The 24,450-nt window shown below is 70.7% G+C and carries 16 protein-coding genes and 1 pseudogene; 10 read left to right on the top strand and 7 right to left on the bottom strand.

The features are described from left to right. The first annotated feature begins 117 nt into the window (after positions 1 to 117). Entirely contained in the window at positions 118 to 1,122 is a 1,005-nt protein-coding gene (locus tag ABT057_RS19955) for an acetylxylan esterase (RefSeq protein WP_352344397.1), read from the top strand. On the opposite strand, the gene ABT057_RS19950 is transcribed toward ABT057_RS19955, so the two are convergent. Together ABT057_RS19950 and ABT057_RS19945 are read right to left on the bottom strand one after the other, a co-directional pair. Further along, positions 1,103 to 4,375, bottom strand: coding sequence for a GH92 family glycosyl hydrolase (locus ABT057_RS19950; protein WP_352344396.1), 3,273 nt, complete (start codon positions 4,373 to 4,375; stop codon positions 1,103 to 1,105). The two genes, ABT057_RS19955 and ABT057_RS19950, sit on opposite strands and share 20 nt — an antisense overlap. Positions 4,376 to 4,664: 289 nt before the next feature. Beyond that, a complete protein-coding gene (locus ABT057_RS19945; protein ID WP_352344395.1) occupies positions 4,665 to 5,741 on the bottom strand; it encodes a lytic polysaccharide monooxygenase auxiliary activity family 9 protein in 1,077 nt (358 codons plus the stop codon). A gap of 786 nt (positions 5,742 to 6,527) precedes the next feature. On the opposite strand from ABT057_RS19945, the gene ABT057_RS19940 reads away from it, so the two are divergent. From ABT057_RS19940 to ABT057_RS19925, 4 genes and pseudogenes are all read left to right on the top strand, one after another. Beyond that, positions 6,528 to 6,725 carry a hypothetical protein gene (locus ABT057_RS19940; RefSeq protein WP_352344394.1) on the top strand — a complete coding sequence of 66 codons (198 nt, stop codon included), beginning with the start codon at positions 6,528 to 6,530 and terminating at the stop codon, positions 6,723 to 6,725. A 19-nt stretch (positions 6,726 to 6,744) separates the two neighbouring features. After that, positions 6,745 to 6,897: a hypothetical protein gene (locus ABT057_RS19935; protein WP_352344393.1), complete on the top strand. Its 153-nt coding sequence runs from the start codon at positions 6,745 to 6,747 to the stop codon at positions 6,895 to 6,897. 12 nt (positions 6,898 to 6,909) lie between these two features. Beyond that, positions 6,910 to 7,044 (top strand): hypothetical protein, encoded by a 135-nt coding sequence (locus ABT057_RS19930; RefSeq protein ID WP_352344392.1) that lies wholly within the window; start codon positions 6,910 to 6,912, stop codon positions 7,042 to 7,044. A gap of 4 nt (positions 7,045 to 7,048) precedes the next feature. Beyond that, positions 7,049 to 7,176 (top strand): annotated as a pseudogene (locus tag ABT057_RS19925) (SAM-dependent methyltransferase); the annotation flags it as partial. A gap of 38 nt (positions 7,177 to 7,214) precedes the next feature. On the opposite strand, the gene ABT057_RS19920 reads toward ABT057_RS19925, so the two are convergent. Further along, positions 7,215 to 9,638, bottom strand: coding sequence for an SEL1-like repeat protein (locus ABT057_RS19920; RefSeq protein WP_352344391.1), 2,424 nt, complete (start codon positions 9,636 to 9,638; stop codon positions 7,215 to 7,217). Between the two features lie 422 nt (positions 9,639 to 10,060). Further along, on the bottom strand, positions 10,061 to 10,510 hold the full coding sequence (locus ABT057_RS19915) for a hypothetical protein (protein WP_352344390.1): 450 nt from the start codon (positions 10,508 to 10,510) through the stop codon (positions 10,061 to 10,063). A gap of 772 nt (positions 10,511 to 11,282) precedes the next feature. Here ABT057_RS19915 and ABT057_RS19910 point away from each other — a divergent pair. Then, positions 11,283 to 12,263 (top strand): phosphotransferase enzyme family protein, encoded by a 981-nt coding sequence (locus ABT057_RS19910; protein WP_352344389.1) that lies wholly within the window; start codon positions 11,283 to 11,285, stop codon positions 12,261 to 12,263. Between the two features lie 13 nt (positions 12,264 to 12,276). Here the strand turns inward: ABT057_RS19910 and ABT057_RS19905 are convergent, their stop codons facing one another. Both ABT057_RS19905 and ABT057_RS19900 read right to left on the bottom strand, forming a co-directional pair. Next, positions 12,277 to 13,791, bottom strand: a complete 1,515-nt coding sequence (locus ABT057_RS19905; protein ID WP_352344388.1) for a sensor histidine kinase — start codon at positions 13,789 to 13,791, stop codon at positions 12,277 to 12,279. Next, the gene (locus ABT057_RS19900; protein ID WP_352344387.1) at positions 13,788 to 14,381 is read right to left on the bottom strand and encodes a response regulator transcription factor; all 594 of its coding nucleotides are present in this window, start codon (positions 14,379 to 14,381) and stop codon (positions 13,788 to 13,790) included. Before ABT057_RS19900 ends, ABT057_RS19905 begins: the two co-directional genes overlap by 4 nt. A gap of 258 nt (positions 14,382 to 14,639) precedes the next feature. On the opposite strand from ABT057_RS19900, the gene ABT057_RS19895 reads away from it, so the two are divergent. Together ABT057_RS19895 and ABT057_RS19890 are read left to right on the top strand one after the other, a co-directional pair. Further along, positions 14,640 to 18,305, top strand: a complete 3,666-nt coding sequence (locus ABT057_RS19895; protein WP_352344386.1) for a S8 family peptidase — start codon at positions 14,640 to 14,642, stop codon at positions 18,303 to 18,305. A 55-nt stretch (positions 18,306 to 18,360) separates the two neighbouring features. After that, complete coding sequence (locus ABT057_RS19890) at positions 18,361 to 19,365, top strand: helix-turn-helix transcriptional regulator (protein ID WP_352344385.1); 1,005 nt, start codon at positions 18,361 to 18,363, stop codon at positions 19,363 to 19,365. A gap of 67 nt (positions 19,366 to 19,432) precedes the next feature. Here the strand turns inward: ABT057_RS19890 and acnA are convergent, their stop codons facing one another. Continuing rightward, a complete protein-coding gene (gene acnA, locus ABT057_RS19885) occupies positions 19,433 to 22,147 on the bottom strand; it encodes an aconitate hydratase AcnA (protein ID WP_352344384.1) in 2,715 nt (904 codons plus the stop codon). A 502-nt stretch (positions 22,148 to 22,649) separates the two neighbouring features. Between acnA and ABT057_RS19880 the strand changes: the two genes are divergently transcribed. Together ABT057_RS19880 and ABT057_RS19875 are read left to right on the top strand one after the other, a co-directional pair. Further along, on the top strand, positions 22,650 to 22,850 hold the full coding sequence (locus tag ABT057_RS19880; RefSeq protein ID WP_352344383.1) for a DUF4236 domain-containing protein: 201 nt from the start codon (positions 22,650 to 22,652) through the stop codon (positions 22,848 to 22,850). A 64-nt stretch (positions 22,851 to 22,914) separates the two neighbouring features. Continuing rightward, positions 22,915 to 24,444 carry a UDP-N-acetylglucosamine 1-carboxyvinyltransferase gene (locus ABT057_RS19875; protein WP_352344382.1) on the top strand — a complete coding sequence of 510 codons (1,530 nt, stop codon included), beginning with the start codon at positions 22,915 to 22,917 and terminating at the stop codon, positions 24,442 to 24,444. The last annotated feature ends 6 nt before the right edge of the window (positions 24,445 to 24,450 follow it).

Genomic DNA, 24,450 nt, shown 5'->3' with positions numbered 1-24,450 from the left:
GAAGAGTTGAGGCAGAGGCACGGCGTTGGAACCGCCCGCGGACGGGGTAGATCCCGGATGTCGGCAGCGCAGACTCCGCAAGTTTCCATGTCTCGAACGATTCCTGCGAGGTGCCCCGTGCCCGCGTTCGACCTGCCCCTGTCCGAGCTGGAGCGCCATCGTCCGGCTCCCGAAGAGCCCGCGGACTTCGACGAGTTCTGGCAGGGCACCCTCAAGGAGGCCGCCCAGTGGGCCCCCGTGGTGTCGGTACGTCCGGTGGAGACCGGCCTACGGCTGACGGAGACCTGGGACGTCACCTTCCGCGGCTTCGCGGGGGATCCGGTGCGGGCCTGGTTCAGCAGACCGGCGGGGGCGGACGAGCCGCTGCCCGCCGTCGTCGAGTACGCGGGCTACGGCCGTGGCCGCGGACTCCCGCACGAGCGCCTGACCTGGGTGAACGCCGGATACGCGCATCTGCTCATGGACAACAGGGGCCAGGGCGACCAGTACGGCTGCGGCGGCGACACACCCGACCCGCACGCCGGCGCGCCGGGCGGCCCCGGGCCGGCGGTCCGCGGTCTGCTCGCGCCCCGGGACCATCACTACCGCCGGCTGATCACGGACGCGGTCCGCGCGGTGGCCGCAGTGCGCGCGCTCCCCGGCGTGGACGCGGCGCGCACGGTCGCCGTGGGCAACAGCCAGGGCGGCGGGCTCGCCCTGGCGGTGGCGGGCCTGGTGCCCGACCTGGCCGCCGTGCTGGTCAGCGCGCCGCTGCTGTGCGGCATCCGCCGCGCTCTGGACCTCACCGACGCGGGCCCGTACGGCGAGATCACGGCCTATCTGGCGGTCCACCGGGGCGCCGGGACGGCCGCGTACCGCACCCTCTCCTATCTGGAGGGCGTCTCCTTCGCCCGGCGGGCCCACGCCCCGGCCCATTTCGGGGTCGGGCTGCGCGACACCGTGTGCCCGCCGAGCGGGGCGTACGCCGCCTTCAACCGGTACGGCGAGTCGGGCGGCGCGGACCCCCGCAAGGAGATCCACGCCTACCCGTTCAACGGGCACGAGGGCGGCGACGCGGTGCACGTCCGCCGCCAGCTCGACTGGCTGCCCGAGGTGTTGGAGTTCAGCCCGTCGCGAGGGTGAACACGTGCAGATCCGCGTCGTCGGGCAGTCGCACGCTCGCGATCGCCCTGCCGTCCGGAGCCGCGAACGGCTTGGTGGCGAACACATAGGTCACCACCGGGTCCTTGTCGGCCCCGGCCACGTTCCGGTACTCGCTCCTGGCGACGACCTCGTTGCCGTACTGGACGGTGCCGCCGCCTCCGCCGACGGTCCAGTCGGTGAAGGAGAGGTCGACCGTGCCGGTGGTGCCGTCGGTGTAGGTGACGGTGGCCGTGGTCTGCTGGTTGCCGTTGACCGCGCTGCCGACGAAGGACAACTTCTGTGCGGGCTGCGGCAGTCGGATCGTCTGGCCGGCGGCCGAGACGTTGTCGGGCCGTGCGCTCGGCGAGTCCGGCCAGGTGAAGGCCAGCCCGTCCACCGTTCCCTGGCCGCCCGGGGTGAGTCCGGCGGCCGCGAGGGCCTGGCGGGAGTAGCTCCAGCCACCGCCGTCGTAGTCGGCCTCGTCGTGGTCGCCCGTGTCGTCCGAGACTCCGGTGTTGTTGTAGGCGGCGAGCAGGGTGCCGGGGGCGGCCACGGTCAGGGCGACGGGCTGCTCGTACGAGGTGTCGCCCGAGGTCACCGTGACCTTCACGTCGTAGAAGCCCTGCCGCAGGTCCTCGCCGGAGCCGAGGGTGATCTGCTGTGAGCCGTCGACGACGGTTCCCTCGGCGGGAGTCGCCGTGATCCCCTCGGGTGTCTCCACCCGGAACCGCACCTCGGGCCCGCTGCCGCCGCTCAGGGACAGGGCCCGGATGCCCACCTCGGTGCTGTCGCCCGGCGCGAGGGTCGCCGTGGTCGGGCCGACCCCGATCTGGTACGGCTGCTCGCCCGCCCGGAAGGAGGGCGGGGCGTCGGCGGGGTCGCTCCCCCAGGTCTTGTCCGGCGTGCCGGAGAGCGTGTAGTCGAGCCGGCCGCCGTCCCTCACGAACGACGCCGGAAGCCAGGGCCGGTCGCTGGTACGGCCGTCGACCTTGAGGGAGCGGATGTACGGCGCGTCGGCGCCGGCGCCCTGCGCGCGGACGGAGATGTCGCCGCCGTGCGGCCGGTCGATCTCGATGCGCGGGAACAGGGGCGACGCGAGGGTGAGTTCGGCGCGGGACGGCACCTGCGGGTACATGCCGAGCGCGGAGAAGACGTACCAGGCCGACATCGCGCCGAGGTCGTCGTTGCCGGGGATGCCGCCGGGCTTGGTCGACCACAGCCGGCTCATCGCCGCGCGGACCGTCTCCTGCGCCTTGTACGGGGCGCCCGCGTAGTCGTACAGGTAGGGGACGTTGATCGACGGCTCGTTGTCCAGCTCGGACTTGTCGCCGCCGCTGCCGGTGAAGGCCCAGTCGCCGTCGGCGTCGTGGAAGAACGCGTCGAGGCGGTCGAGTGCCTTCTCCTCACCGCCCATCGCGGCGAACAGGCCGGCCGGGTTGTGCTGCACCATCCAGGTGTACTGGGCGGCGCTGCCCTCGACGAACCCGTTGCCGGTGGCCGGGGTGAACCCGGTGACCCAGCTGCCGTCGGCCTTGCGGTTGGCGATGTACCCGCCCGTGGGGTCGGCGGCGATGTTGAAGTTGTTCTGCCACCACTGGGACCGGCGGGCGAAGTCGGCCGCGGTCTGCTTCTCCCCGGCCGCAGCGGCGAGTTGGGAGAGGGCGAAGTCGGCGCCGGACATCTCCAGCGTCTCGGCGGCCCCGCCCCAGGCGTTGGAGACGGACGGCATGTAGTGCAGCTTCAAGTACTTGTCGAGGGAGGGTCGTTGGCCGACGGACAGCACCGGCTTGCCCGACGCCGACAGGTCCTGCTCGGTCGGTACGGTCGCCGCCTGCACCAGCGAGTCCAGCGCGCCGCGCAGGTCGAAGTCCGTGCCGCCGAAGGCACGGATGCCGGCGAGCGCGGCCGGTGAGGGGTCGCCGTTCATGACGTGCGTGCCGCTCGCTCCGTGCAGCCAGCGGTCCCAGACGCCGCCGTTCTGCCGGGCGAGCTCGTACAGGGACTGCGCGATGTCCGAACCGGTGCGCGGGTTGAGGAGGGTCAGCAGCTGCACCTGGTCGCGGTACACGTCCCAGCCGGAGAAGGTGCCGTACTGGGCCTGGTGGCCGCGGCTCACGGTGTGCACCTTGCCGTCACCGCCGCGGTATCTGCGGTCCGCGTCGCTGATCACGTTCGGGTGCAGGAGCGCGTGGTACAGCGCGGTGTAGAAGGTGGTGCGTTCCTCGTCCGTGCCGCCGCCGACCCGGATCGCGTCGAGGCGGTCCCGCCAGGCGCGGCCGGCCGCGTCCCGCACCGCGTCGAAGGAGCGGTGCGACGGGTTCTCCGCCGCCAGGTTCGCGGCGGCGCCCGCCTGACTCACGTACGAGATACCGACCTTGACGTTCACCGGACCGGAACCCGGCTCGAACTCGACGTAGCCGCCTGCGCCCTTGCCCGCGACGGGACGTCCTCCGGCCGAGAACCCGCCGGTGCCGCCGCTCGCCGAGGTCGAACCGGGGTTCAGCGTGCCGTCCTGCCAGGTGCCCGTGGACTTGAAGGCTCGGTCGAAGCGGGCGGTGAAGTAGAGGGTGTAGTAGGCGCGTCGGCCTTCCGGGTCGAGGTAGCCGCAGAAGTTTCCGGAGGTGACCGAGCCGGAGACCGTGCGGGTCGCCGGGTCGATGGTGACCGACGAATCGGTCGAGCCCACCTCGGAGTTGGCGGTGCGGATCAGCAGGGAGGCGGGCTTGTCGTCCGGGTAGGTGAAGCGGGCCGAACCCGTGCGGGCCGTCGCCGTGAGGTCGGCGGTGACACCGGAGGCGAGGCCGACCCGGTAGTTGCCGGGCTCGGCGCTCTCGTCGGCGTGGCTGAAGTCGGAGGCGTAGACGGCGTCCTTGGTGTCGCTCGCGGGTGACGAGGTGACCTCGCCGGCGTAGGGGAAGAAGGGGATGTCACCGCCGCCGCCCGCGCAGCCCGTGCCGGACATGTGGGTGAGGCTGAAGCCGCGGATGCGGGTGACGTCGTACTGGTAGCCGCCGGGTGCGGCGGTACGGGTGGCGTCTCCCCTGGTGTTCTCCGGGCTCCAGGAGAGCATGCCGAACGGGGTGACGGCGCCCGGGAAGACGTCGCCACCGTTGCTGGTGCCGATGAGCGGATCGACGTAGGCGGTGGGGTCGTCGACGAGACCGGGCGGGGCGGCGGAGGCCGCCAGGGCGGGGGTGCCACCGGCGACCGCGAGAACGGCCGCCAGCAGCAGGGACGTAGGACGGAAACGCATGACGCGGCCCCTCCTCCTTCGGACGGGTCGCGCACCACGGGTCGCACAAGCCGCAGGGACAGTAGCGTGCGCCACCCGTACCACGGAAGAGCGCGGGTGGGTTTCGCGACGCGCTTGACATCGTTGTCTACAGACAGGGTAGAGTCATGTACAGACCAAATCGATAACGTTGTCGCGTACCGAGCGCCGCCCCAAGCCACGTACCACCCGGACGGTCCGTCTCCCCCTCGGACCGTCCGGCTCGCGGACCCGGTGGCACACCGCCACCGGGTCCGCCCCGAGCAGCCGGTCAGCCGACCCGGCAGGGAAGTGCCGTGGCGGGGTCGCCGCCGTCGCCCGAGACGACGTAGCCGAAGGTCGCGCTCTGCCCCGGACTGAGCGAGCCGTTCCAGTCGGCGTTGTGGACCATCACCGCCTGGCCGTCGTAGGTGGCGTTGCCGCTCCACAGACTGACCACCGACTGGCCGGCGGGCAGCGTCCAGTCGACCATCCAGCCGAGCATCGCGACATCACCGGAGTTGGTGACGGTCACCTCGGACTGGTAACCGCCGCTCCAGCTGTTGGTCGTCCGGCGGGTGGCGGTGCAGGTGCCCGGAACGGGTTCGCCGGGATTGCCGGGCTCGTGGATGCCGGTCACCTCGCCGTTCCCGCCGTCGAAGACGACGTCGGAGCAGGAGTAGAAGGTCTCCGCGCTGTCCGAGCGCTGCCAGACCATGTAGATGATGTGGCGCCCGGACTTGCCGGCCGGAAGCTGTCCGGTCCAGGAGTAGTTGGCCTCGACCGTGCCCGGACTGCCGTTGAGCGGCGGGTGGTCGACGGAGAGGAAGGGCTGATCCTCCATGTCGTCCCAGGTGAGCGTCTTTGTCGGGTCGAAGCCGTCCTTGGTGACATAGACGTAGAACCAACCCGGGTGGGCGGCCCAGGCGTTGTAGGAGAAGTCGACGGTCGCCCCGGCGGTGAGGTGGGTGAGCGGCCAGTCGCCGCGCGGGGCGTTGAAGCCGGTGAAGTTGGTGTTGCCGCCGCTGCACAGCTGGCCGTCCGGGACGAAGCCGCGGGTGCGGCCGGCGCCGTCGGAGCGCAGTACGGAGAACCAGTTGTAGAACGGCGTGGTGCCGCTGACCTGTTGGGCGTTCTTGCAGGCGGGGTTGACCGGCTTGATCTCACCGGTGTCGGTGAGGCCGTCCTGCCAGCAGAGGAAGGTACGGCTGCCGGGTTTCATCGGAGTGCCGTGGGCCTCGGCCCGGCCACCGGTCGTGACGACCAGGCCGACGGCGGGGACGGTGGCCAACAGGGCCAGGAGGACGAGGAGGAGGGCCCGGGAGCGTAAGCCCCGCCCTAATTTTGATGTGATCATGACAGACGACATGGCGGAGTCCGTCCTTCCGTGTGCGGACCGTGCGCGTGCGAGGGGGATGGTGCGGGACGCGGGTGCGCGAGACGGGAGCGTGAGGCGGGAGCGGGCCCGGTGCCCCAGCGGGTTCCGGTCCGCCGGGGACCGACGTATGGGAGCGCTCCCACCTCACCTGTGCCGGAAGGTAGCGCCGTACGGTCCACTTGTAAACGGGTCGTACGGCGCTTCTAGGTTCCGCAGTTTCGCGAGCACTTCCGCATGATCATGAGCACCATTCGAGCATTTCCGCGTGATCATAGGCAGCGGTAACGCTCGGTAGTTGTCACTTGTCGACTGTTAACGATTTTCTGGTTTGAGCGGTATGCCATGTTCGCACCGTTCCAGTATGGCCGCACAGCGCTCCGGAAAGGGCCGTAGCAAGCACAACAGCCCTACGGCGTCGATTCGGTACGTCGACGGGTCGCACAAGGTCGAGACGGCCGTCGGCTTCCATGTTCTGGTTCCCTGGCGAAGGCCGCTGAGAACCACGTCCCAGGGGCAGGAACTGATAGACGAAGCGCGTCGACTGCTCCAGATACTCGATGCACAGCAGCGAGGCACCACTTCCTCACTCACTCAAGGACTTGATCAAGTGAAATGAGGAGTAGCCCTGGCCGTTTCCAAGGGTCTGGGCGGCTGCCTGATCCGTCCGCGCTGAGGCTGGTCACCGCTACTGAACGGACTTCCATTCCTGAGCCCCGGAATTTCAGCAGCGCAGGCATGCGCGGGTGCTGCACTCTGGGCGCGGACTTCGTGTTTCAGGTGAGGGGCAATCAGCCCAGGCTGTTCGCGGCGCTGGACGCACTGGACTGGGGCACGGGGCCGGTCGGCCACGAGGAGACCGTGCGCGAGCACGGCCGCAGCGTGCGGCGCACGATGCAGGTCCGGCCGGCTCCTGACGATCTGCCGTTCCCGCACGTCAAACAGGTCTTCTCGTGTGAACGCTGCGTCACCACCTGAGGGGGCGCCGGTCAGCGCGGTGGCGATCCTGGGCGTTACCAACGCGAGTGCCGAGCGGGCCTCAGCTGCCGAACTTGCGCAACTCTGCTTCAGTCAGTGGCAGTTGGAGGTGCTGCACTTCCTGCGGGACACGCTCTACGCCGAGGAATCCTCCCGCGTGCGTACCGGCTGAGGCCCACGCGTGATGGCCGCCCTGCGCAACCTCGCCATCGGCGCACACCGCCTCGCCGGACGCACCGGCATCACCGAGGCCACCCGCTGGGCCGACCGCGCCATGCACCGCCCGTTCGACCTCCTCGGACTCCCGCGTAGATCTTGAAACGGCCGTGGGTGCGATGGGCTCCGAGCTCCCCGACGCGGACTTCTACCGCGATGCCAGCCTCATGGCGGCCTCGCCTACACGCCGGAATCCCTGCGCTGGATCTTCTCCGACCTGACAGAGCTTCCTGTGGACGGCGCTGTTCCGCCGCGACGGCGCCGTGTGAGATCTCAGGGGTTTTCCGTCTCCGCCGCGGACTGCTCGCCCCACTCTGCCGCCTTGCGCAGCCACTCCTCGGCCTCGTCCGTCCGGCCCTGGCGGCGGCACAGTTCGGACAGGGCGCGCATCGCGTAGATCTTCGACTCGTCGAGTAGTTCGGTGTCCTCGGGGTAGATGGTGTGGATGGCGCTACACAAGTGGGACTCGGCCTCGGTGAGTTCGCCGACCTCGATGAGGGCGGCGCCGAGCTGGACGCGTCCGCGGAGGTCGGAGCGGTCGGCGGCCTTCCTATACCAGGTGATCGCGGTCGGGAGGTCGCCGCGGAGGCGGTGAACGTCGCCGAGGCGGGACATCGCGTCGGCCCGGCCGAGTTGGGCAGCGCGTTCGTACCAGCGTTCCGCAGCTGGAAGGTCGCGGTCGCCGGCGAGGACGGTGCCGAAATCGCGAACGATCTCGCCGCCGTCGTGGGTGTTCCGTATCCGTTCCCACCATTCGGCGAGGCCGACCGCGTCACGGCGGACGTGCATCATGTGGGCCGCCTCGACCTCCGCGGGCCGGTAACCGCCCTCCGCGGCACGGCGGAACCAGTCGAGGGCCTCCTGCCACCGGCCGACGATCGGGCGGAGGTGGACGCCTAGGCTGTACGCGGCCACCGGCTCGCCCCCGTCGGCCGCGGCCCGGAAGAGCGACTCGGCCCGGTCCCAGTCCCTGCCCTGCCGGGACAGCAGCACGCCCAGGTTGACTTGGGAGGCCGGATCGCCGAGCGCGACCCCCTGCTCGTACCACTCCAGCTCCGCCGCGGTGTCGCCCCGCTCCCCTGCGAGCGACGCGAGGATGTGGACGGCGGTGGCGTTGCCCGCCGCTGCGGCCCGCCGCAACAGGCGGTCGGCCTCTGCCGGTTGGTCCCGGCGGATCAGTTCGCCCGCGAAGTAGGTGATCACCAGGCCCCTGCGCTCGGCGATCGCGGCGTCCAGCCAGGCACGCAGGTCGTCCGTCCGGCCGGCCTCGTACAGCAGCTGGGCGACGTCCGATGCCGCGCTGTCGTCACCGGCCGCCGCCGCCCGGCGCATCAACGCCTCGCCCTCCTCGGGACGGTTGCAGTTGACCAGCAGGAGAGCTCCGAGGCATGCCATCGCGCGGGTGTTGCCCGCGTCGACGTACGGGCGGAGCCAGCGCTCGTAGCGGGTGGCCCAGTCCCAGCCGTCCCGCACGCTGCTGCCGGAGCTCAGCAGCAGCATGCCGACCTGTTGCGCGATCACGTCGAAGTCGGCGTCCTTGGCGTAGTGGGAAAGTGCAACGTCCATCACGGCGGGCCGGTCCGTCGTAATGGCGTCGTTCCAGGCCGGAGCCATGATGCCGGTGAGGTCGTCGCCGGTGGCGTGGTCCAGCAGGATTCCCCATACGGCCTCGGGTATGAGGGCCGCCGCCTCGTCCCGCTGGACGTGGTCGACCAGGTAGTCGAACGCCCCGAACGTGCCGTCCTCATAAGGGATCAGGCAGGAGCTGGCGCCGGACACCCGCTCCGTCGCCCACGCCACGCCCGCGTCGAGGTCCGCGGAGCGGTGGATGTCGCGGGGGTCGAGATAGTGCGGGTACATCGCCCGCAACAGCGCCAACGGGACGGGGCGGTGGTATCCGGCCCGGCGGCAGTCGACCGCGGCGGACACCAGCGCGGCCCCGACCAGGCCGTCGCCGTCCCGCCCGGCCTGCCAGCGGTCGACGGCGGCCGGGCCCGCCGCCAGATACTCGGCCAGGCCGGTGTCGCCGCCGCGGTCCAGCCACTGCGCGATCCGCGAATCGTCGCGCCGCCCCTCGGCCCGCTGCCTTTCCGCGGCGCTGGTCCTGAAGGCGGGGCGTACGACGGTGGCCAGCCGCAGCAGGTCGCCGAACGTGTCGGGCGACGTGGTGCGGCGCGCCTCCGACCGCAGGGTGGCCAGGATGACAACGTCCGAACGGCCGGGCGGGGCGAGCCGATTGAACAGATGGGCCGTCAAGCCGCGTTCATTCCAGAAGCGTTCGAGGTCATCGAGCCAGACGACTGCGTCGCGCAGGGAGCCGGACGGCTCGGCCAGCGCGGCGAGCGAGGCGTTGTCCGCGGGTACGAGCAACTGGCGGCCGGCGGCCACCCGTCGCATCGACTCCGCCGCCGCCCGCGACTTGCCGGCCGCCGACCGCCCCTCCACGATCACCAGCCCGCCACCCGCCACCGCCCGGTCCAACTCCGCATCACAGTCCCGCGGCACGTACACCGGAAAGGCCCCGGTCGCGACGACCCCGCTACCGGGCAGCGCCTCGGGCGCGGCGGCAGGATGCACCCGTAACTGACGCAGCCCCAGATCCCCGACCCGCGGCACGCTCCCATCGGGCATGAGCAGCAGCACGGACGCGGCCGGCCCATCTGCACCGGGCATCACGAACGTGGCATTGACCTGCACGCCGACGCCTTTTCTCGCAACGGCGAGCCCGATGTCACCCCCGGCAGCGACGGCCCCTTGCCCGGAGGCGTTGACATTGACTGCGCCGAGCGGAGCGACGGAGGGCACGGCTTGGCCGCGGGCCGCGCCTGGCGAGCCCGGATCTCCGGACACGGTGACCGGGCCGGGGCCGGCTGCGCCGGGCGCCGGGGCCGATGTCGGGCGGGTGTCGGGGGCCGAGCCGACTCGCCCTGGGGCTGTGACGGGGGCGCCCTGCCTGGCGGCCGAGGTGCCGCGGGTGTTGGCGGGCGAGCCCGGATGCCCGGGCGCGGTGACGGTTGCTGCGTCCTGGGGGGCGGTGGGTGCCCCGGTGGCTTGGTCATCGGCCACGTCGGGCGGCGGGTCTACTGGGGGCGGCTTGCGGCGCTTGCGGGGCAGTGGGCTCATGTCCCGGCCGGGTCGGCGCCAGGGTCGCCCGTCACCGCGTAGCCGACGTCGCCGCGGGTCGCAATGGAACCGGGGCCCGATGCTTCGACCGTCACGTCGCCGGCCGCCGTGGACGGCGGCATCGTCACGGGAGCGGCCGACAGGGCGGCGCCGCCGGTGGCGGCCACACCGATATTGCCGCCCACGGCGATGGCGCCGCGGCCCGACGCTGTGACCGTCGCGCTCTGCCCGTCGCCACTCGCCGCGGCGGCCGGCTCAGCGGGCCCCCCGGTGAGCGCGTGCATCGACGCGGAGAACGTCCCCAGCGCCACCACCGTCCCGGCGATCCCCGACCACTGTCCGGCCGTGTTGAGGTCGACGGTGAAGGCCACCACCACCAGCGCGACCGCCGCCGCCGCCCCCAGACCCACTCCGCACCAGGCCACTGCTCTCGTCGCACCCGTCATAGCGCGCTCACCCCCTGTCAACCATCGTAGGAGCCAAGTCACTTCAGGCCAATGGTGCGCGGTGCCACCGCGCCGTACGCGCCCAACCGCCACTGGTCCTGCCTCCCGTCCCCGATCTGCGCCCAACCGCGCCAGCAGGCCCCCTGAGCACCCCGGCGCCACCTGGGCCGGACCCTCTGCCGACGCGGACACCAACCCTCCGATTACGGACAGCAGGGGATCAGGGATGGCAGACTCGACCAGCAACGGAGCATCTCTGGTAACCGCGAGTTGGTGCGAGAACCCTCGTCCTACCGGAGCTCCGTCCCGCTCGGCACGCCGACACGCCGCCCGTTACCCACCCCACGCCCCACAGCCGATCTTGAAGCGGCCGTGCCTGCCAAGCAGCCGCAACATAGCCGACGATCGCCGGTTTGGGTGACCGGCGATCGTCCCGACCATTGAAGCTCACCCACCTGCCCCGAGCTTCCCGCGGAGAACATGGAGAGCGCACCCTTCTTGTGGCCCTCGGCACCAGGTCCGCCACCGGCAGTGACTGCCCCTCAGGGCCTGGTCGGCAATTCTGCTCGTGATCACCGAATGCGTACGCTGCTCACCGGACGCGGATTCCAGTGTTTCCGCAGGAGCCAGTGCTCATGAAGTCGCGCTCCCTACAGCGCTGTCGTGCACGGCCCGAGGGAACGACCCTCTTCCGGAACCGGTCCTGTGGTACGCCTTGTGGCCTTGTGCCCTCTTGGCCTCGTGCCCTCGTCGACAGCGGAAAGGCATCTGTATGCGCAACTCGGGCGGACTGATCGCGGACACCTACGGGCTCGGTTCCGGGCCGTGGACGATGGCACCCGTCACCCGGGGCGCACTGGGGCGGATCTGGAAGCTGTCCGGCCCCGGCTCCGCATGGGCGGTGAAGGAACTTCTCTTCGGCTGCGACGAGCGGCAGGTCGACCGGGAGTTCGAGCTGCGGAACGCCGCCGGGCAACTGGGCGTCTCGGCGCCCCGTCTCCTCCCGACGCGCGCCGGCGCCCGTGTCGCACGGTTACCCGCCGCGCCGGGCGGGTCGTGCGTGAAGCTGTACGACTGGGTCGACGGGACCAGGGCGGACCCTTCCGATCCGGAGATCCAGCGCTGGTGCGGCCGTACCCTGGCCTTCCTGCACCGGGCCGGGGAAGGCGCGGACGGGTCCCCGGACGCCTGGTACGAAGAGTGCCCCGGGGAGGCCGACTGGGCACGGTTGCGCGAGCGGGTCCGGCGGGCCGGGCTGCCGTGGTCGGACGCGCTGGGCCGGTTCGCCGCCACCTCCGCGCCGGAACTCGCACGCCATGTCACTCCGTCCGCCCCCGGTGATGTGGTGACCTCTCATCTCGACATGCAGCCGCAGAACGTGCTGGTCGGTCCGGACGGGCCGGTTCTCCTCGACTGGGACAACGCCGGGCCCCTCTCCGCGGAACGCGAACTCGCGCGTGCCGTGTACGTGTGGTCGGGCGGGAACGCCTTCCGCGCCGGTTCGGCCCGTCGGCTGGTGCGCGCGTATCTGGATTCCGGCGGGCGGGCGGTCGTCAAGGGCCTGGACTCGTTCTCGGTCCTCTTCGCCACGGCGCTGAACTACGTCCGCGTGCAGGCCGAGTGCGCGATCGATCCGGCCGTGACCGCCGAACAGCGCGAGTTCGCGAGCGGTCAGGTCGTCGAGTCCCTGCGGAGCCTGCCCGATCCGGCCGCCGTCGCCCGGCTGACGGAGGCCCTCGAAGCGGAGTGGTGAGGACGGACCGCGCTCACAGCAGCGAGGCCCGGGAGCTCCACGTCAGTGTGTCCGCGCCCAGTTCCCCGGTCAGCGGCAGTTCGACGGTGAACTCCGTACGGCCCGGTTCACTGTGCACGTCGATGCGGCCGCCGTGGGCCGCGGTGATCGCGGCGACGACGGCGAGGCCGAGGCCGGAGCCGGTGCCCGCGGTGGCGCGGGCGCGGGAGGCGTCGGCGCGGGTGAAGCGTTCGAAGACCCTGGGGAGGAGGTCGGGGGCGATGCCCGGGCCGTCGTCGCGGACACGGATCGTGCCCAGGCCGTCCCTGGCCTCCACGACCGCCGTGACCGTGGTGCCCGCGGGGGTGTGGACCCGCGCGTTGGCCAGCAGATTGGTCACCACCTGGTGCAGACGGGCCTCGTCGCCGAGGACGAGCGGTGAGGTGTCGAGGCGGAGTTCCAGCTGCCAGTCGTGGTCGCCGCCCCTCGCGCGCGCGTCCCACACCGCCTCGGCGACCAGGGCCGCGAGGTCCACCTCGGCGGACTGCAGCGGCCGGCCCTCGTCCAGGCGGGCCAGCAGGAGCAGGTCCTCGACCAGGCCGGTCATGCGCGCCGACTCGGCCGTCACCCGGCGCCAGGCGAGGCCGGGTTCGATGCGGTCGGTGCCGCGGTTCATCAGCTCCGCGTAACCGGCGATGGAGGCGAGCGGGGTGCGCAGCTCGTGGCTGGCGTCGGCGAGGAAGCGGCGCATGCGTTCCTCGCTGCGCCGCACCCGCTCCTCGCCCCGCCGGCGCTCGGCGAGCGAGGACTCGACGTGGTCGATCATGCGGTTGAGGGCGGCGCCGACCTGGCCGGCCTCGCTGCCGGGGTCGGTGTCGCGCTCGGGCACCCGGGGCAGAGCGGTCACCTCGCCCATGGCGAGCTGCGCGTGGGAGACCTCGACGGCGGTGGCGGCGACCCGGCCGAGGGGGCGCAGTTGCCGTCGTACGACGACCGCGCAGACGCAGCCGGCGGCCGTCAGGCCCACCGCCGCGACGGCCGCCTCGATGACGACGAGGCCGCCGATCATGTCCTGGACGTCGTCCATCGGCAGACCGGTGAGGACCCGGACACCGTTGTCGTCCAGCGCGGTGATGCGGTAGGTGCCCAGGCCCGGGACCTTCCGGGTGTGGAACGAGCCGTCGGTGCGGATCCCCGACAGGGCCGAGGTCTGGGCCTTGGTGAGGCTCTGCGGCGGGGCGTCCTCGCCGACCGTCGCCGCGGCGAGGACGCCGCCGTCGGTGTCGAGCCGGGCGGCGAGCAGGCCGGCCGGGGGGCCGCTCTCGTCGAGGAAGGTCAGGTCACGGGGGAGGTCCGGATACCGCGAGGCCCCGCCGAGACTGCGCTCGGCCGCGTCGCCGACCCGGTCGTCCAGGTTGCCCAGCAGGTAGGCACGTTGGACGAAGACGGTGGTGAGGGCCATCGCGGCGCAGACCGCGACCAGGACGGCGGTGATGAACAGGAGGAGACGGGTGCGCAGGGAACGGACCCGGGAGCTGCGGACGTTCATCTCCCGTCCTCCACCGGCCTGATGGCACAGCGCGGCCCGCGCACGGTGTGGATCAAAGGCGCCCGGCCGCGGGCGAGCTTCCGGCGCAGGCTGGAGATGTGCACCTCGACGAGGTTGCCGCCGCCGTCGAAGGAACCGCTCCGGACGCGGTCGAGGATCCGAGTCCTGCTCGGCACCTGGCGCGGATGCTCCATCAGCGGGCCGAGCGGGCCGAACTCCGTGACGGTGAGGGTGACCGGGGCGCCGTTGCGGCGCGCCTCGCGTGACTCGGGGGTCAGCATGAGGTCGTCGTCGGTGCGGTACTCCAGGGCGTCGCGGGCGGTGAGCGGGAGGACGGGCAGCCCGGGGTTCCCGTGGCGCGGCCGGCGCCGGACCTGGATGCCGTCGAGGTCGGGCAGCATGCCGTCGAGGACGACGGCGTGCGGGGCGCAGCGGCGTGCCTCGCGCAGCGCGCTCTGCCCGTCGGGCGCCGGGTAGGGGCGCCGGCCCGCCTCGGTGACGGCCACGGACAGCACGTCGGTGAGCGCGGGTTCCTCGTCGACGATGAGGACGCGGACCCGTCCGCCGCGGAACCCCGGGGTGCCAGTCATGTCCGGATTCTGTCCCGGCCGGCTGGGGGAACGCTGTGTTCCAGCTGAGCCGCAGCCGTGCGAAACAGTCCTCCACCAGGCACGACCTGGCTTCGCGGACCGGCGTGGATTCGCCAACTGCCGTGACCGAAGGGGGCATTGGCACGCTTCGGCCACCGGATTTCCTTGAGCGGTCTGTGACCTGGCACGCAGGCTGAACTCCGTCTTCCGCTCACCGGCGGAAGCTTTTGAGCGCGTTTCAGGGGAGGACGTCCACCCATGCGAAGACTCCACGCCCTGTGGGTAGTGGCCGCGGCCGCCGGACTGCTCGCGGGGGCGATCCCGCCCGCGACCGCCGCTTTCGGAGCCTCGACCACCACGACACCCACAGGCCCGCACACCACGGCCCCGCAGATCGTCACACTCATCACCGGCGACACCGTGTCGCTCACCAAGGGACCGGACGGCAAGAACGCCGTCGACGTCCGGCGCGGCAAGGGCCGCGAGGCCGCCACCTTCCTGTCCAGCGAGAAGGACGGCGAGATCAGCGTCCTGCCCTCGGACGCCATCCCGTTGATCCAGGCGGGCCGGCTCGACCCGACCCTGTTCAACATCACCCAGTTGGTCAAGCAGGGCTACGCGGACACGAAGACCGGTGCCACGCCGGTGATCGCGACCTACAGCAAGGGCAGCGCGACCCCCGAGGGCGCGCGCCGGACGCTGGCGCTGCCCGGGATCGACGGCGCCGCGCTGAGCGCGAAGAAGTCCACCGACTTCTGGGCGGACGTCGCCCCGGCCCTGGGCACCACGCCCACCAGCACGGCCGCGAAGCGGCTCGGCGAGGGCATCGACAAGATCTGGCTGGACGGCAAGGTGACGGCGTCCCTGGATGTGAGCGTGCCGCAGATCGGCGCGCCCGAGGTGTGGAAGGCGGGCTACGACGGTACGGGCGTCAAGGTCGCGGTCCTGGACACGGGCGTGGACACCGGGCACCCGGACCTGGCCGGGAAGATAGCCGAGTCGCAGAGCTTCGTACCCGGCGAGTCGATCCAGGACGGCTTCGGCCACGGCACCCATGTGGCGTCCACGATCGTCGGCTCGGGCGCGGCCTCGGGCGGCAGGTTCAAGGGCGTGGCACCGGGCGCGGAGCTGAACATCGGCAAGGTGCTGGACAACACGGGCCACGGACAGGACTCCTGGATCATCGCCGGAATGGAGTGGGCGGCGCAGTCGGGGGCGAAGGTCGTCTCGATGTCGCTCGGCGGTACGGCGTACGGTCCCTCCGACGTGCTCAGTGAGACCGTCGACGAGCTGTCCGCGTCCACCGGCACCCTCTTCGTGATCGCGTCGGGCAACTCGGGCCCGGGCGAGCAGACCGTGGGCACCCCGGGCATCGCCGACTCGGCGCTCACCGTGGGCGCGGTCGACAAGTCCGACAAACTGGCCTCGTTCTCCAGCCGCGGCCCGCGCCCCGGCGACTACGCGGTCAAGCCGGAGATCACCGCGCCGGGCGTGAGCATCACCGCGGCCCGCGCCGCCGGCACCACGATGGGCACGCCGGTCGACGACTACTACACGACGGCCAGCGGTACTTCGATGGCGACCCCGCATGTCGCGGGTACGGCGGCACTGGTCGCGCAGGCGCATCCGGACTGGACCGGTGAGCAGATCAAGGAGGCCCTGGCCAGCACGGCGAAGACGAACGCCGACAACTCGGTGTTCGAGCAGGGCGACGGGCGGGTCGACGCCGTTCGGGCCGTCGAGCAGGACGTCTTCGCGACCTCGACGCTGAGCTTCGGCAAGTTCGAGGACGGCGACACCGGAGTCGCCACCAAGGACATCACGTACACCAACACCACCGACAAAGCGGTGGAGTTGAAGATCTCGTCGTCCCTCCCCGACGTCACGTTGGGCGACACCACGCTGACCGTGCCCGCGCTGGGCACCGCGACGGTACCGGTCGGCGTCGACCCCGCGAACGAGACCGAGGGCCGGTACACGGGTCACATCACGGCGACCGCCGACGGCATCCAGGTCACCACGGGTGTCGGCTTCGAGAAGGCGCCGAAGACGTACGACCTCAAGGTCTCGCTCCTGGGCCGCGACGGCAAGGCGCCCACCAGGGCGTCGATCTTCACGCTCATGGAGCTGAACGGCGCGATCCCCGACGCCTACGGCTTCCTCGGCTCCGGCTACACCTGGCAGGTTCCGGCCGGCACCTACTCCATCGCGGCCTGGATCCCGGACAGCGACGGGGGTGGTCTGGCCGTCGGCACCTCGGTGGTCGGCAACCCCGAGATCAAGGTGAACGGGGACACCGAGGTCGTCCTCGACGCCCGCAAGGCGGTGGAGATCAAGCCCAAGACGAAGCAGGAATCCGAGTTCCAGGGCTTCAGCTCCAGCTGGCACCGCGAGGGGCCGAGCAATGCCTGGGGGCTCACCTACAGCCAGGGCTTCTGGACCGACCACCTCTATGTGGCACCGACCGAGAAGGTCACCGAGGGCACCCTGGAGTTCTCCGCCAAGTTCCGGCTGTACGCGAAGGAGCTGACGGCGAGCGTCACCAGCCCGGAGAAGACCGCGCTGTCCTCGCTCTACTACTCCCAGACGTACGAGGACTTCCCGCTGAAGATCAGCGGTGACCACAAGGTCCAGGCGGTGGACGCGGGCGGCGGTACCGAGGCCGACTTCGCGGGGCTGGACGTCAAGGGCAAGGTGGCGGTGGTCGCGCTCGGCGCCACGGAGCGGGCACAGAGCGCTCTGGACAACGCGACCAAGGCCGGTGCGGGTTACCTCATCGCCTACCGCAAGACACCCGGTTTCTGGATCGAGGCCGTGGACCGCGCGACCACGGTCCCGCTGATGATCGCCACCGGTGAGGAGGGCGCCAAGCTCGGCGACCTGCTGAAGACCGGCAAGAAGGTCACGCTGAAGCTGAGCGGCACGCCGGTCAGTCCGTTCGTCTACAACCTGCTCGTCGCGCAGAGCGGCGCCATCGGTGCGAACCAGACGTACGCCCTGAACAGCTCCAACACGGTGAAGCGGAAGGCCGATTACTACGGGGCCACGGCCGGCGAGATCGGCGCGGACACCCTGTACACCTTCCGCCCGTGGCAGCTCTACGGCATCGAGAACAGCGTCTCCATGCAGCTGGGCACGGAACGCGACGAGTACTACTACGTCGACCCCGACACCCGTACCTGGCACGTCACCTATCCGAACTGGAACACGTTCAGGGGCCAGTGGAGCCCGCTGCAGACCTTCAGCAAGGCGGGCACAGCCCCCGCCGAGAACTGGCTGCGTCAGGTCATCCGCCCCGGAACCAGCGAGGAGTACGGTCTCTCCCAGCGCACGGGCGACAAACTCACCATGCAGCTGGCGGAGTTGACCGACTCCACGCCGGGTCACTACGGCTACATCGACGGCACCGACAACACCGCGCAGGGCAAGCTCTACGCGAACGGGCAGCTGGTCGGTGACTCGACGTTCGGCGGGTACGGCACCTTCGACGTGGCCGCGGACAAGACCTCGTACCGCTTCGACCTCGACGTGCAGCGCAAGGCGGCCTGGGCCAAGTACTCCACGAGCACGCACACCGAGTGGACCTTCGCCTCGGCGCACACCGACACCGAGACGGCGCTGCCGATACTCACCGTCGGTATCGCCCCGAAGGGCCTCGACCTCCTCAACCGGGCCAAGAGCGGCGGGGAGCTGGAGATCGGGCTGCCGGTCGCGAACCAGCTGGGGAGCGTGAAGGCGCGCAGCCTGAAGGCCTGGGTCTCCTACGACGACGGCACGTCCTGGAAGGAGGTGAAGGTCAAGGACGGCAAGGCGGAGTTCAAGGCCGCGAAGGGCGCCGGGTCGGTGTCGCTGCGGGTGAAGGCCACCGACTGCGACGGCAACGGGATCGACCAGACCGTGCTGCGGGCGTTCGGCCTGAAGTAGGAGACACCGCCGACTATTCCTCAGTCTTAACAAAGATCCTCTACCGTGCCGGGACATGGTGAACACGGCACACGACACGGCAAGTTCGACCCCTGCCGCGAGCCCTTGGGCCGCGGTGGGGGTCTCCGCCTTCGAGGAGCTGGTCTACCAGGCGATCCTCCATCAGCCCGACGCCGGAGCGGCCGGCTGGGCGCTGCTGACCGGCGCCGGCTCCCCGGCCCGGGTACGCGAGGCCTGCAACCGGTTGCTCACGCTGGGGCTGCTCCAGCCGCCGGACTCCATGGGCGGGATGCGGGCTGTCGACCCCCGGGTGGCGGTCCGGGCGCTGATCCGGCGGCGCGAGACGGAATCCGAGCTGCTCGCCTCGACGGCCGAGGAGCTGGCCACCGCGTACGAGGCGGGGCTGCTGCGTGAGGAGCCGGCCCGGCTGATCGAGGTGGTCTCCGGTGAGGGGGCCATCGCGGCCCGGCTGCAGGAGCTGTACGCGCGGGCCGAGCGCGAGGTGTGTCTTTTCGACACTCCCCCGTATCTCGCCCCGCCCGCTCCGCAGGAGGACCTCCAGGCCGATCTGCTGCGCCGCGGGATCGTCTCCCGGGGGATCTACGCGGCGACCGCACTGGAGGATCCGCGATCGCTGGCCCAGGCCTTACGCATGGCCGAACTCGGTGAACGGGCAAGGGTATTGCCGTCGGTGCCGGTGAAGTTGGTGATGGTGGACGGGAGTCGGGCGCTGCTGCCGCTGACCGCGTCGGCGGCCGGCGGCTACTGCTGCGTCGTGGTGCGGCACTCGGCGGTGACCGAGGCCCTGCAGAAGCTGTTCGACATGGCCTGGCAGCAGGCGACACCACTCGGCCGGCCCGCGGAGGACGGTGAACTCTCCGAGGAGGAGCAGTCATTGGCGCGGCTGCTGGCGGCGGGGATGAAGGACGAGGTGGTGGCCCGCCATCTCGGCGTGAGCCTGCGGACGCTACGACGGCGGGTGAGCGAGCTGCAGGAGCGGCTGGGGGCGGCGAGCCGCTTCCAGCTCGGGGTGCGGGCGGCGCAGCGCGGCTGGGTGTGAGCCCCGTACGGCGGAGGGCCGCACCCCCTCACCGGGGGTGCGGCCCTCGTCCGCGTCGCCGTACCGCTTACTTGCGGATCAGCGAACGCAGCACGTACTGCATGATGCCGCCGTTGCGGTAGTAGTCGGCCTCGCCGGGGGTGTCGATGCGGACGACCGCGTCGAACTCGACGCCCGTGTCGGTGGTGACCTTCACCGTGCGCGGGGTGGTGCCGTTGTTGAGCTCCTCGACGCCGGTGAAGGAGAAGGTCTCCTCGCCGGTCAGGCCGAGGGACGCGGCGGAGGCGCCCTCCGGGAACTGCAGCGGCAGGACGCCCATGCCGATGAGGTTCGAGCGGTGGATGCGCTCGTACGACTCGGCGATGACGGCCTTGACGCCGAGCAGCGCGGTGCCCTTGGCGGCCCAGTCGCGGGACGAGCCGGAGCCGTACTCCTTGCCGGCCAGGACGACCAGCGGGATGCCCTGCTCGATGTAGTTGCGGGAGGCGTCGTAGATGAACGCCACCGGCGCGTCCGCCTGGGTGAAGTCGCGCGTGTAGCCGCCCTCGGTGCCCGGCGCGATCTGGTTGCGCAGGCGGATGTTGGCGAACGTGCCGCGGATCATGACCTCGTGGTTGCCTCGGCGGGAGCCGTAGGAGTTGAAGTCACGACGCTCCACACCGTGCTCGGTGAGGTACTTGCCGGCCGGGGTGTCGGCCTTGATCGCGCCGGCCGGGGAGATGTGGTCGGTGGTGACCGAGTCGCCCAGCTTGGCGAGCACCCGGGCGCCGGCGATGTCGGAGACCGGGGCGGGCTCGTGCTGCATGCCCTCGAAGTACGGGGGCTTGCGGACGTAGGTCGACTCGGCGTCCCACTCGAAGGTGTTGCCGGTCGGGATCGGCAGCGCCTGCCACTGGGCGTCGCCGGCGAAGACGTCCTGGTAGGACTTGTTGAACATGTCCTCGCCGATGGCGTTCGCCACGACCTCGTTGACCTCGGCCTCGGAGGGCCAGATGTCGGCCAGGTGGACCGGCTTGCCTTCCTGGTCCGTGCCGAGGGCGTCCTTGGTGATGTCCACCTTCATGGAGCCCGCGATGGCGTACGCGACGACCAGCGGCGGGGAGGCCAGGTAGTTCATCTTGACGTCGGGGTTGATGCGGCCCTCGAAGTTCCGGTTGCCGGAGAGGACCGAGGTGACCGCGAGGTCGTGGTCGTTGACGGCCTTGGAGACCTCCTCCGGCAGCGGGCCGGAGTTGCCGATGCAGGTGGTGCAGCCGTAGCCGACGAGGTTGAAGCCGACCTTGTCGAGGTACGGGGTCAGCCCGGCCTTGTCGAAGTAGTCGGTGACGACCTTCGAACCCGGGGCGAGGGTGGTCTTGACCCACGGCTTGCGGGTCAGGCCCTTCTCCACGGCCTTCTTCGCGACGAGCGCGGCGGCGACCATGACGTACGGGTTGGAGGTGTTGGTGCAGGAGGTGATGGCCGCGACGGTGACCGCGCCGTGGTCGATCTCGTAGGTCGAGCCGTCGGGGGCGGTGACCGTGACCGGGTTGGTCGGCACGCCGTTGGAGGCGGCCGGGGAGTCGGAGGCCGGGAAGGACTCCTTGCCCGCCTCGTCGTCGTCGGCGACGTAGTTGCGGACGTCGCTCTTGAACTGCTCGGCGGCGTTCGCGAGGACGATACGGTCCTGCGGGCGCTTCGGGCCGGCGATGGACGGGACGACCGTCGAGAGGTCCAGCTCGAGCTTCTCGGAGAAGTCCGGCTCGGCCTTCGGGTCCAGCCCGAGGCCCTGCTCCTTGGCGTACGCCTCGACGAGCGCGACCTGCTGGTCGCTGCGGCCGGTCAGGCGCAGGTACTTCAGGGTCTCGTCGTCGATCGGGAAGATCGCGGCGGTGGAGCCGAACTCCGGCGACATGTTGCCGATGGTGGCGCGGTTGGCCAGGGAGGTGGCGGCGACGCCCTCACCGTAGAACTCGACGAACTTGCCGACCACGCCGTGCTTGCGGAGCATCTCGGTGATGGTGAGCACGAGGTCGGTGGCGGTGGTGCCGGGCCGCAGCTCACCGGTGAGCTTGAAGCCGACGACCCGCGGGATGAGCATGGAGACCGGCTGGCCGAGCATCGCGGCCTCGGCCTCGATGCCGCCGACGCCCCAGCCGAGGACGCCGAGGCCGTTGACCATGGTGGTGTGCGAGTCGGTGCCGACGAGGGTGTCGGGGTAGGCCTGGCCGCCTCGGACCATGACGGTCCGGGCCAGGTGCTCGATGTTCACCTGGTGGACGATGCCGGTGCCGGGCGGGACGACCTTGAACTCGTCGAACGCGGTCTGGCCCCAGCGCAGGAACTGGTAGCGCTCCTTGTTGCGGCCGTACTCCAGCTCGACGTTCTGCGCGAAGGCGTCGTTCGTGCCGAACTTGTCGGCGATGACGGAGTGGTCGATGACCAGCTCGGCCGGGGCCAGCGGGTTGATCTTCGCCGGGTCGCCGCCGAGCTCCTTGACGGCCTCGCGCATGGTGGCGAGGTCGACGACACAGGGAACGCCGGTGAAGTCCTGCATGATCACACGGGCCGGCGTGAACTGGATCTCCTGGCTGGGCTGGGCCTGCGAGTCCCAGCCACCGAGGGCGCGGATGTGGTCGGCGGTGATGTTCGCGCCGTCCTCCGTGCGGAGCAGGTTCTCCAGCAGGACCTTGAGGCTGTAGGGGAGTCGGGCCGAGCCCTCCACCTTGTCCAGGCGGAAGATCTCGTACGACTCGTCGCCCACCTGCAGCGTGCTGCGGGCGTCGAAGCTGTTCGCCGACACGACGGTCTCCTTCATTGATGTGCGCGTACCACCGCATCCTGCCGCCGCGCGGCTTGGCCGATCCGCTAAGGTAAGGCTAAGTTAGGCAGCCCTTACCGAGGTGGGCGGCTGCGGTGCGCCTCGGCAGATATCTCGATGTCGAGATAACTCTAGTACATGGGCGCCGGATGGTCATGCCCGGGCCCGCCGTCCGGTCCCAGTGAAGGCTGGACGGCTCGACGCGGCGTTCCAGGAGCTGGTGGACCGCTACGGGACAGAGGGCCGCTCACCGGTGCACCCCGAGACGCGATTCCTCGTCGCCCGGGCGGCGAATCGCGCTGTCGGCTGCGGAGCTCTCCAACCGTCCGGCGATCCGGCCATCGGTGAACTCAACAAGCTCCTTCCGGGACCCGACCGGGAGAGCGCCGACAGCTGAGCCATACCCTCCGGGCCATGAGGTGACCGAGCGGGGGTAGACGACTGCGGACAGGCACCGTGAAAGGTGACGACGACAGGAGGACCCATGCCTCTCACCTTCCGCAAGAGCTTCCGCATCCTCCCGGGGGTGCGCCTGAACATCAATCGCCACTCATGGTCGATCACCACGGGCGGCGGCGGACACGGCCCGCGGCACACGCACAGCAGCACGGGGCGCCGTACGACGTCGATGGATCTGCCCGGCCCCTTCGGGTGGCGCCGCACGCGTACCTCCAAGCGTCATTGACCGGGATTCACCCGAACGGACCTGCCAACGAGCGCCATCTCATATCTGAGATAACCTCAGCCTCATGGCAGACGATTACCTCGTACGCATCGGCAGGCTCATCCGTGATGCCCGACAGCACCGGGGCTGGACACAGGCACAGCTGGCCGAGGCGCTCAACACCAGTCAGAGCGCCGTCAATCGGATCGAGCGCGGCAACCAGAACATCAGCCTTGAGATGATCGCTCGGATCGGTGAGGCACTGGACAGCGAGATCGTCTCGCTGGGCTACGCGGGTCCGATGCATCTGCGCGTGGTGGGCGGCCGCCGGCTGTCCGGCGCGATCGACGTGAAGACCAGCAAGAACGCGTGCGTGGCGCTGCTGTGCGCCTCACTGCTCAACCAGGGTCGCACGGTGCTGCGCCGGGTCGCCCGCATCGAGGAGGTCTACCGGCTGCTCGAGGTGCTGAACTCCATCGGGGTGCGCACCCGCTGGATCAACGGCGGCGTCGACCTGGAGATCGTGCCGCCCGCCGAGCTGGACATGGCGGCGATCGACGCCGACGCCGCCGTGCGCACCCGTTCCATCATCATGTTCTTCGGCCCGCTGCTGCACCGCATGGACAGCTTCAAGCTGCCGTACGCCGGCGGGTGCGACCTCGGGACCCGGACCATCGAGCCGCACATGATCGCGCTGCGCCGGTTCGGTCTCGACATCGCGGCGACGGAGGGCCACTACCACGCGGTCGTGGACCGCGCCGTGCGCCCGGACCGCCCGATCGTGCTGACCGAGCGCGGGGACACGGTGACGGAGAACGCGCTGCTGGCCGCCGCCCGCCATGACGGCGTGACCGTCATCCGCAACGCCTCCTCCAACTACATGGTCCAGGACCTGTGCTTCTTCCTGGAGGCGCTGGGCGTGCGGGTCGAGGGCATCGGCACCACCACGCTCACCGTGCACGGCGTTCCGGACCTCGACGCCGACGTGGACTACTCCCCCTCCGAGGACCCGGTCGAGGCGATGAGCCTGCTCGCCGCGGCGGTGGTCACGGAGTCGGAACTGACGGTGCGCCGGGTCCCCATCGAGTTCCTCGAGATCGAGCTCGCCGTCCTGGAGGAGATGGGGCTCGACCACGACCGCACACCGGAGTACTTCGCCGACAACGGCCGTACCCGGCTGGTGGACCTCACCGTCCGGCCCTCCAAACTGGAGGCGCCCATCGACAAGATCCACCCGATGCCGTTCCCCGGCCTGAACATCGACAACGTGCCGTTCTTCGCGGCCATCGCGGCGGTCGCCTCGGGCAAGACCCTCATCCACGACTGGGTCTACGACAACCGCGCCATCTACCTGACCGACCTGAACCGCCTCGGCGGCCGCCTCCAGCTCCTGGACCCCCACCGTGTCCTGGTCGAGGGCCCCACCCGCTGGCGCGCCGCCGAGATGATGTGCCCGCCGGCCCTGCGCCCCGCCGTGGTCGTCCTGCTCGCGATGATGGCCGCGGAGGGCACGTCCGTCCTGCGCAACGTGTACGTCATCAACCGCGGCTACGAGGATCTCGCGGAGCGCCTGAACTCGATCGGGGCGCAGATCGAGATCTTCCGGGACATCTGAAGACCC

The sequence above is a fragment of the Streptomyces sp. NPDC002588 genome (assembly GCF_040295925.1).
In the GTDB taxonomy this organism is placed as follows: domain Bacteria; phylum Actinomycetota; class Actinomycetes; order Streptomycetales; family Streptomycetaceae; genus Streptomyces.
The sequence above is the reverse complement of the archived record's forward strand: the minus strand, read 5'-3'. Positions and strand labels throughout refer to the sequence as shown.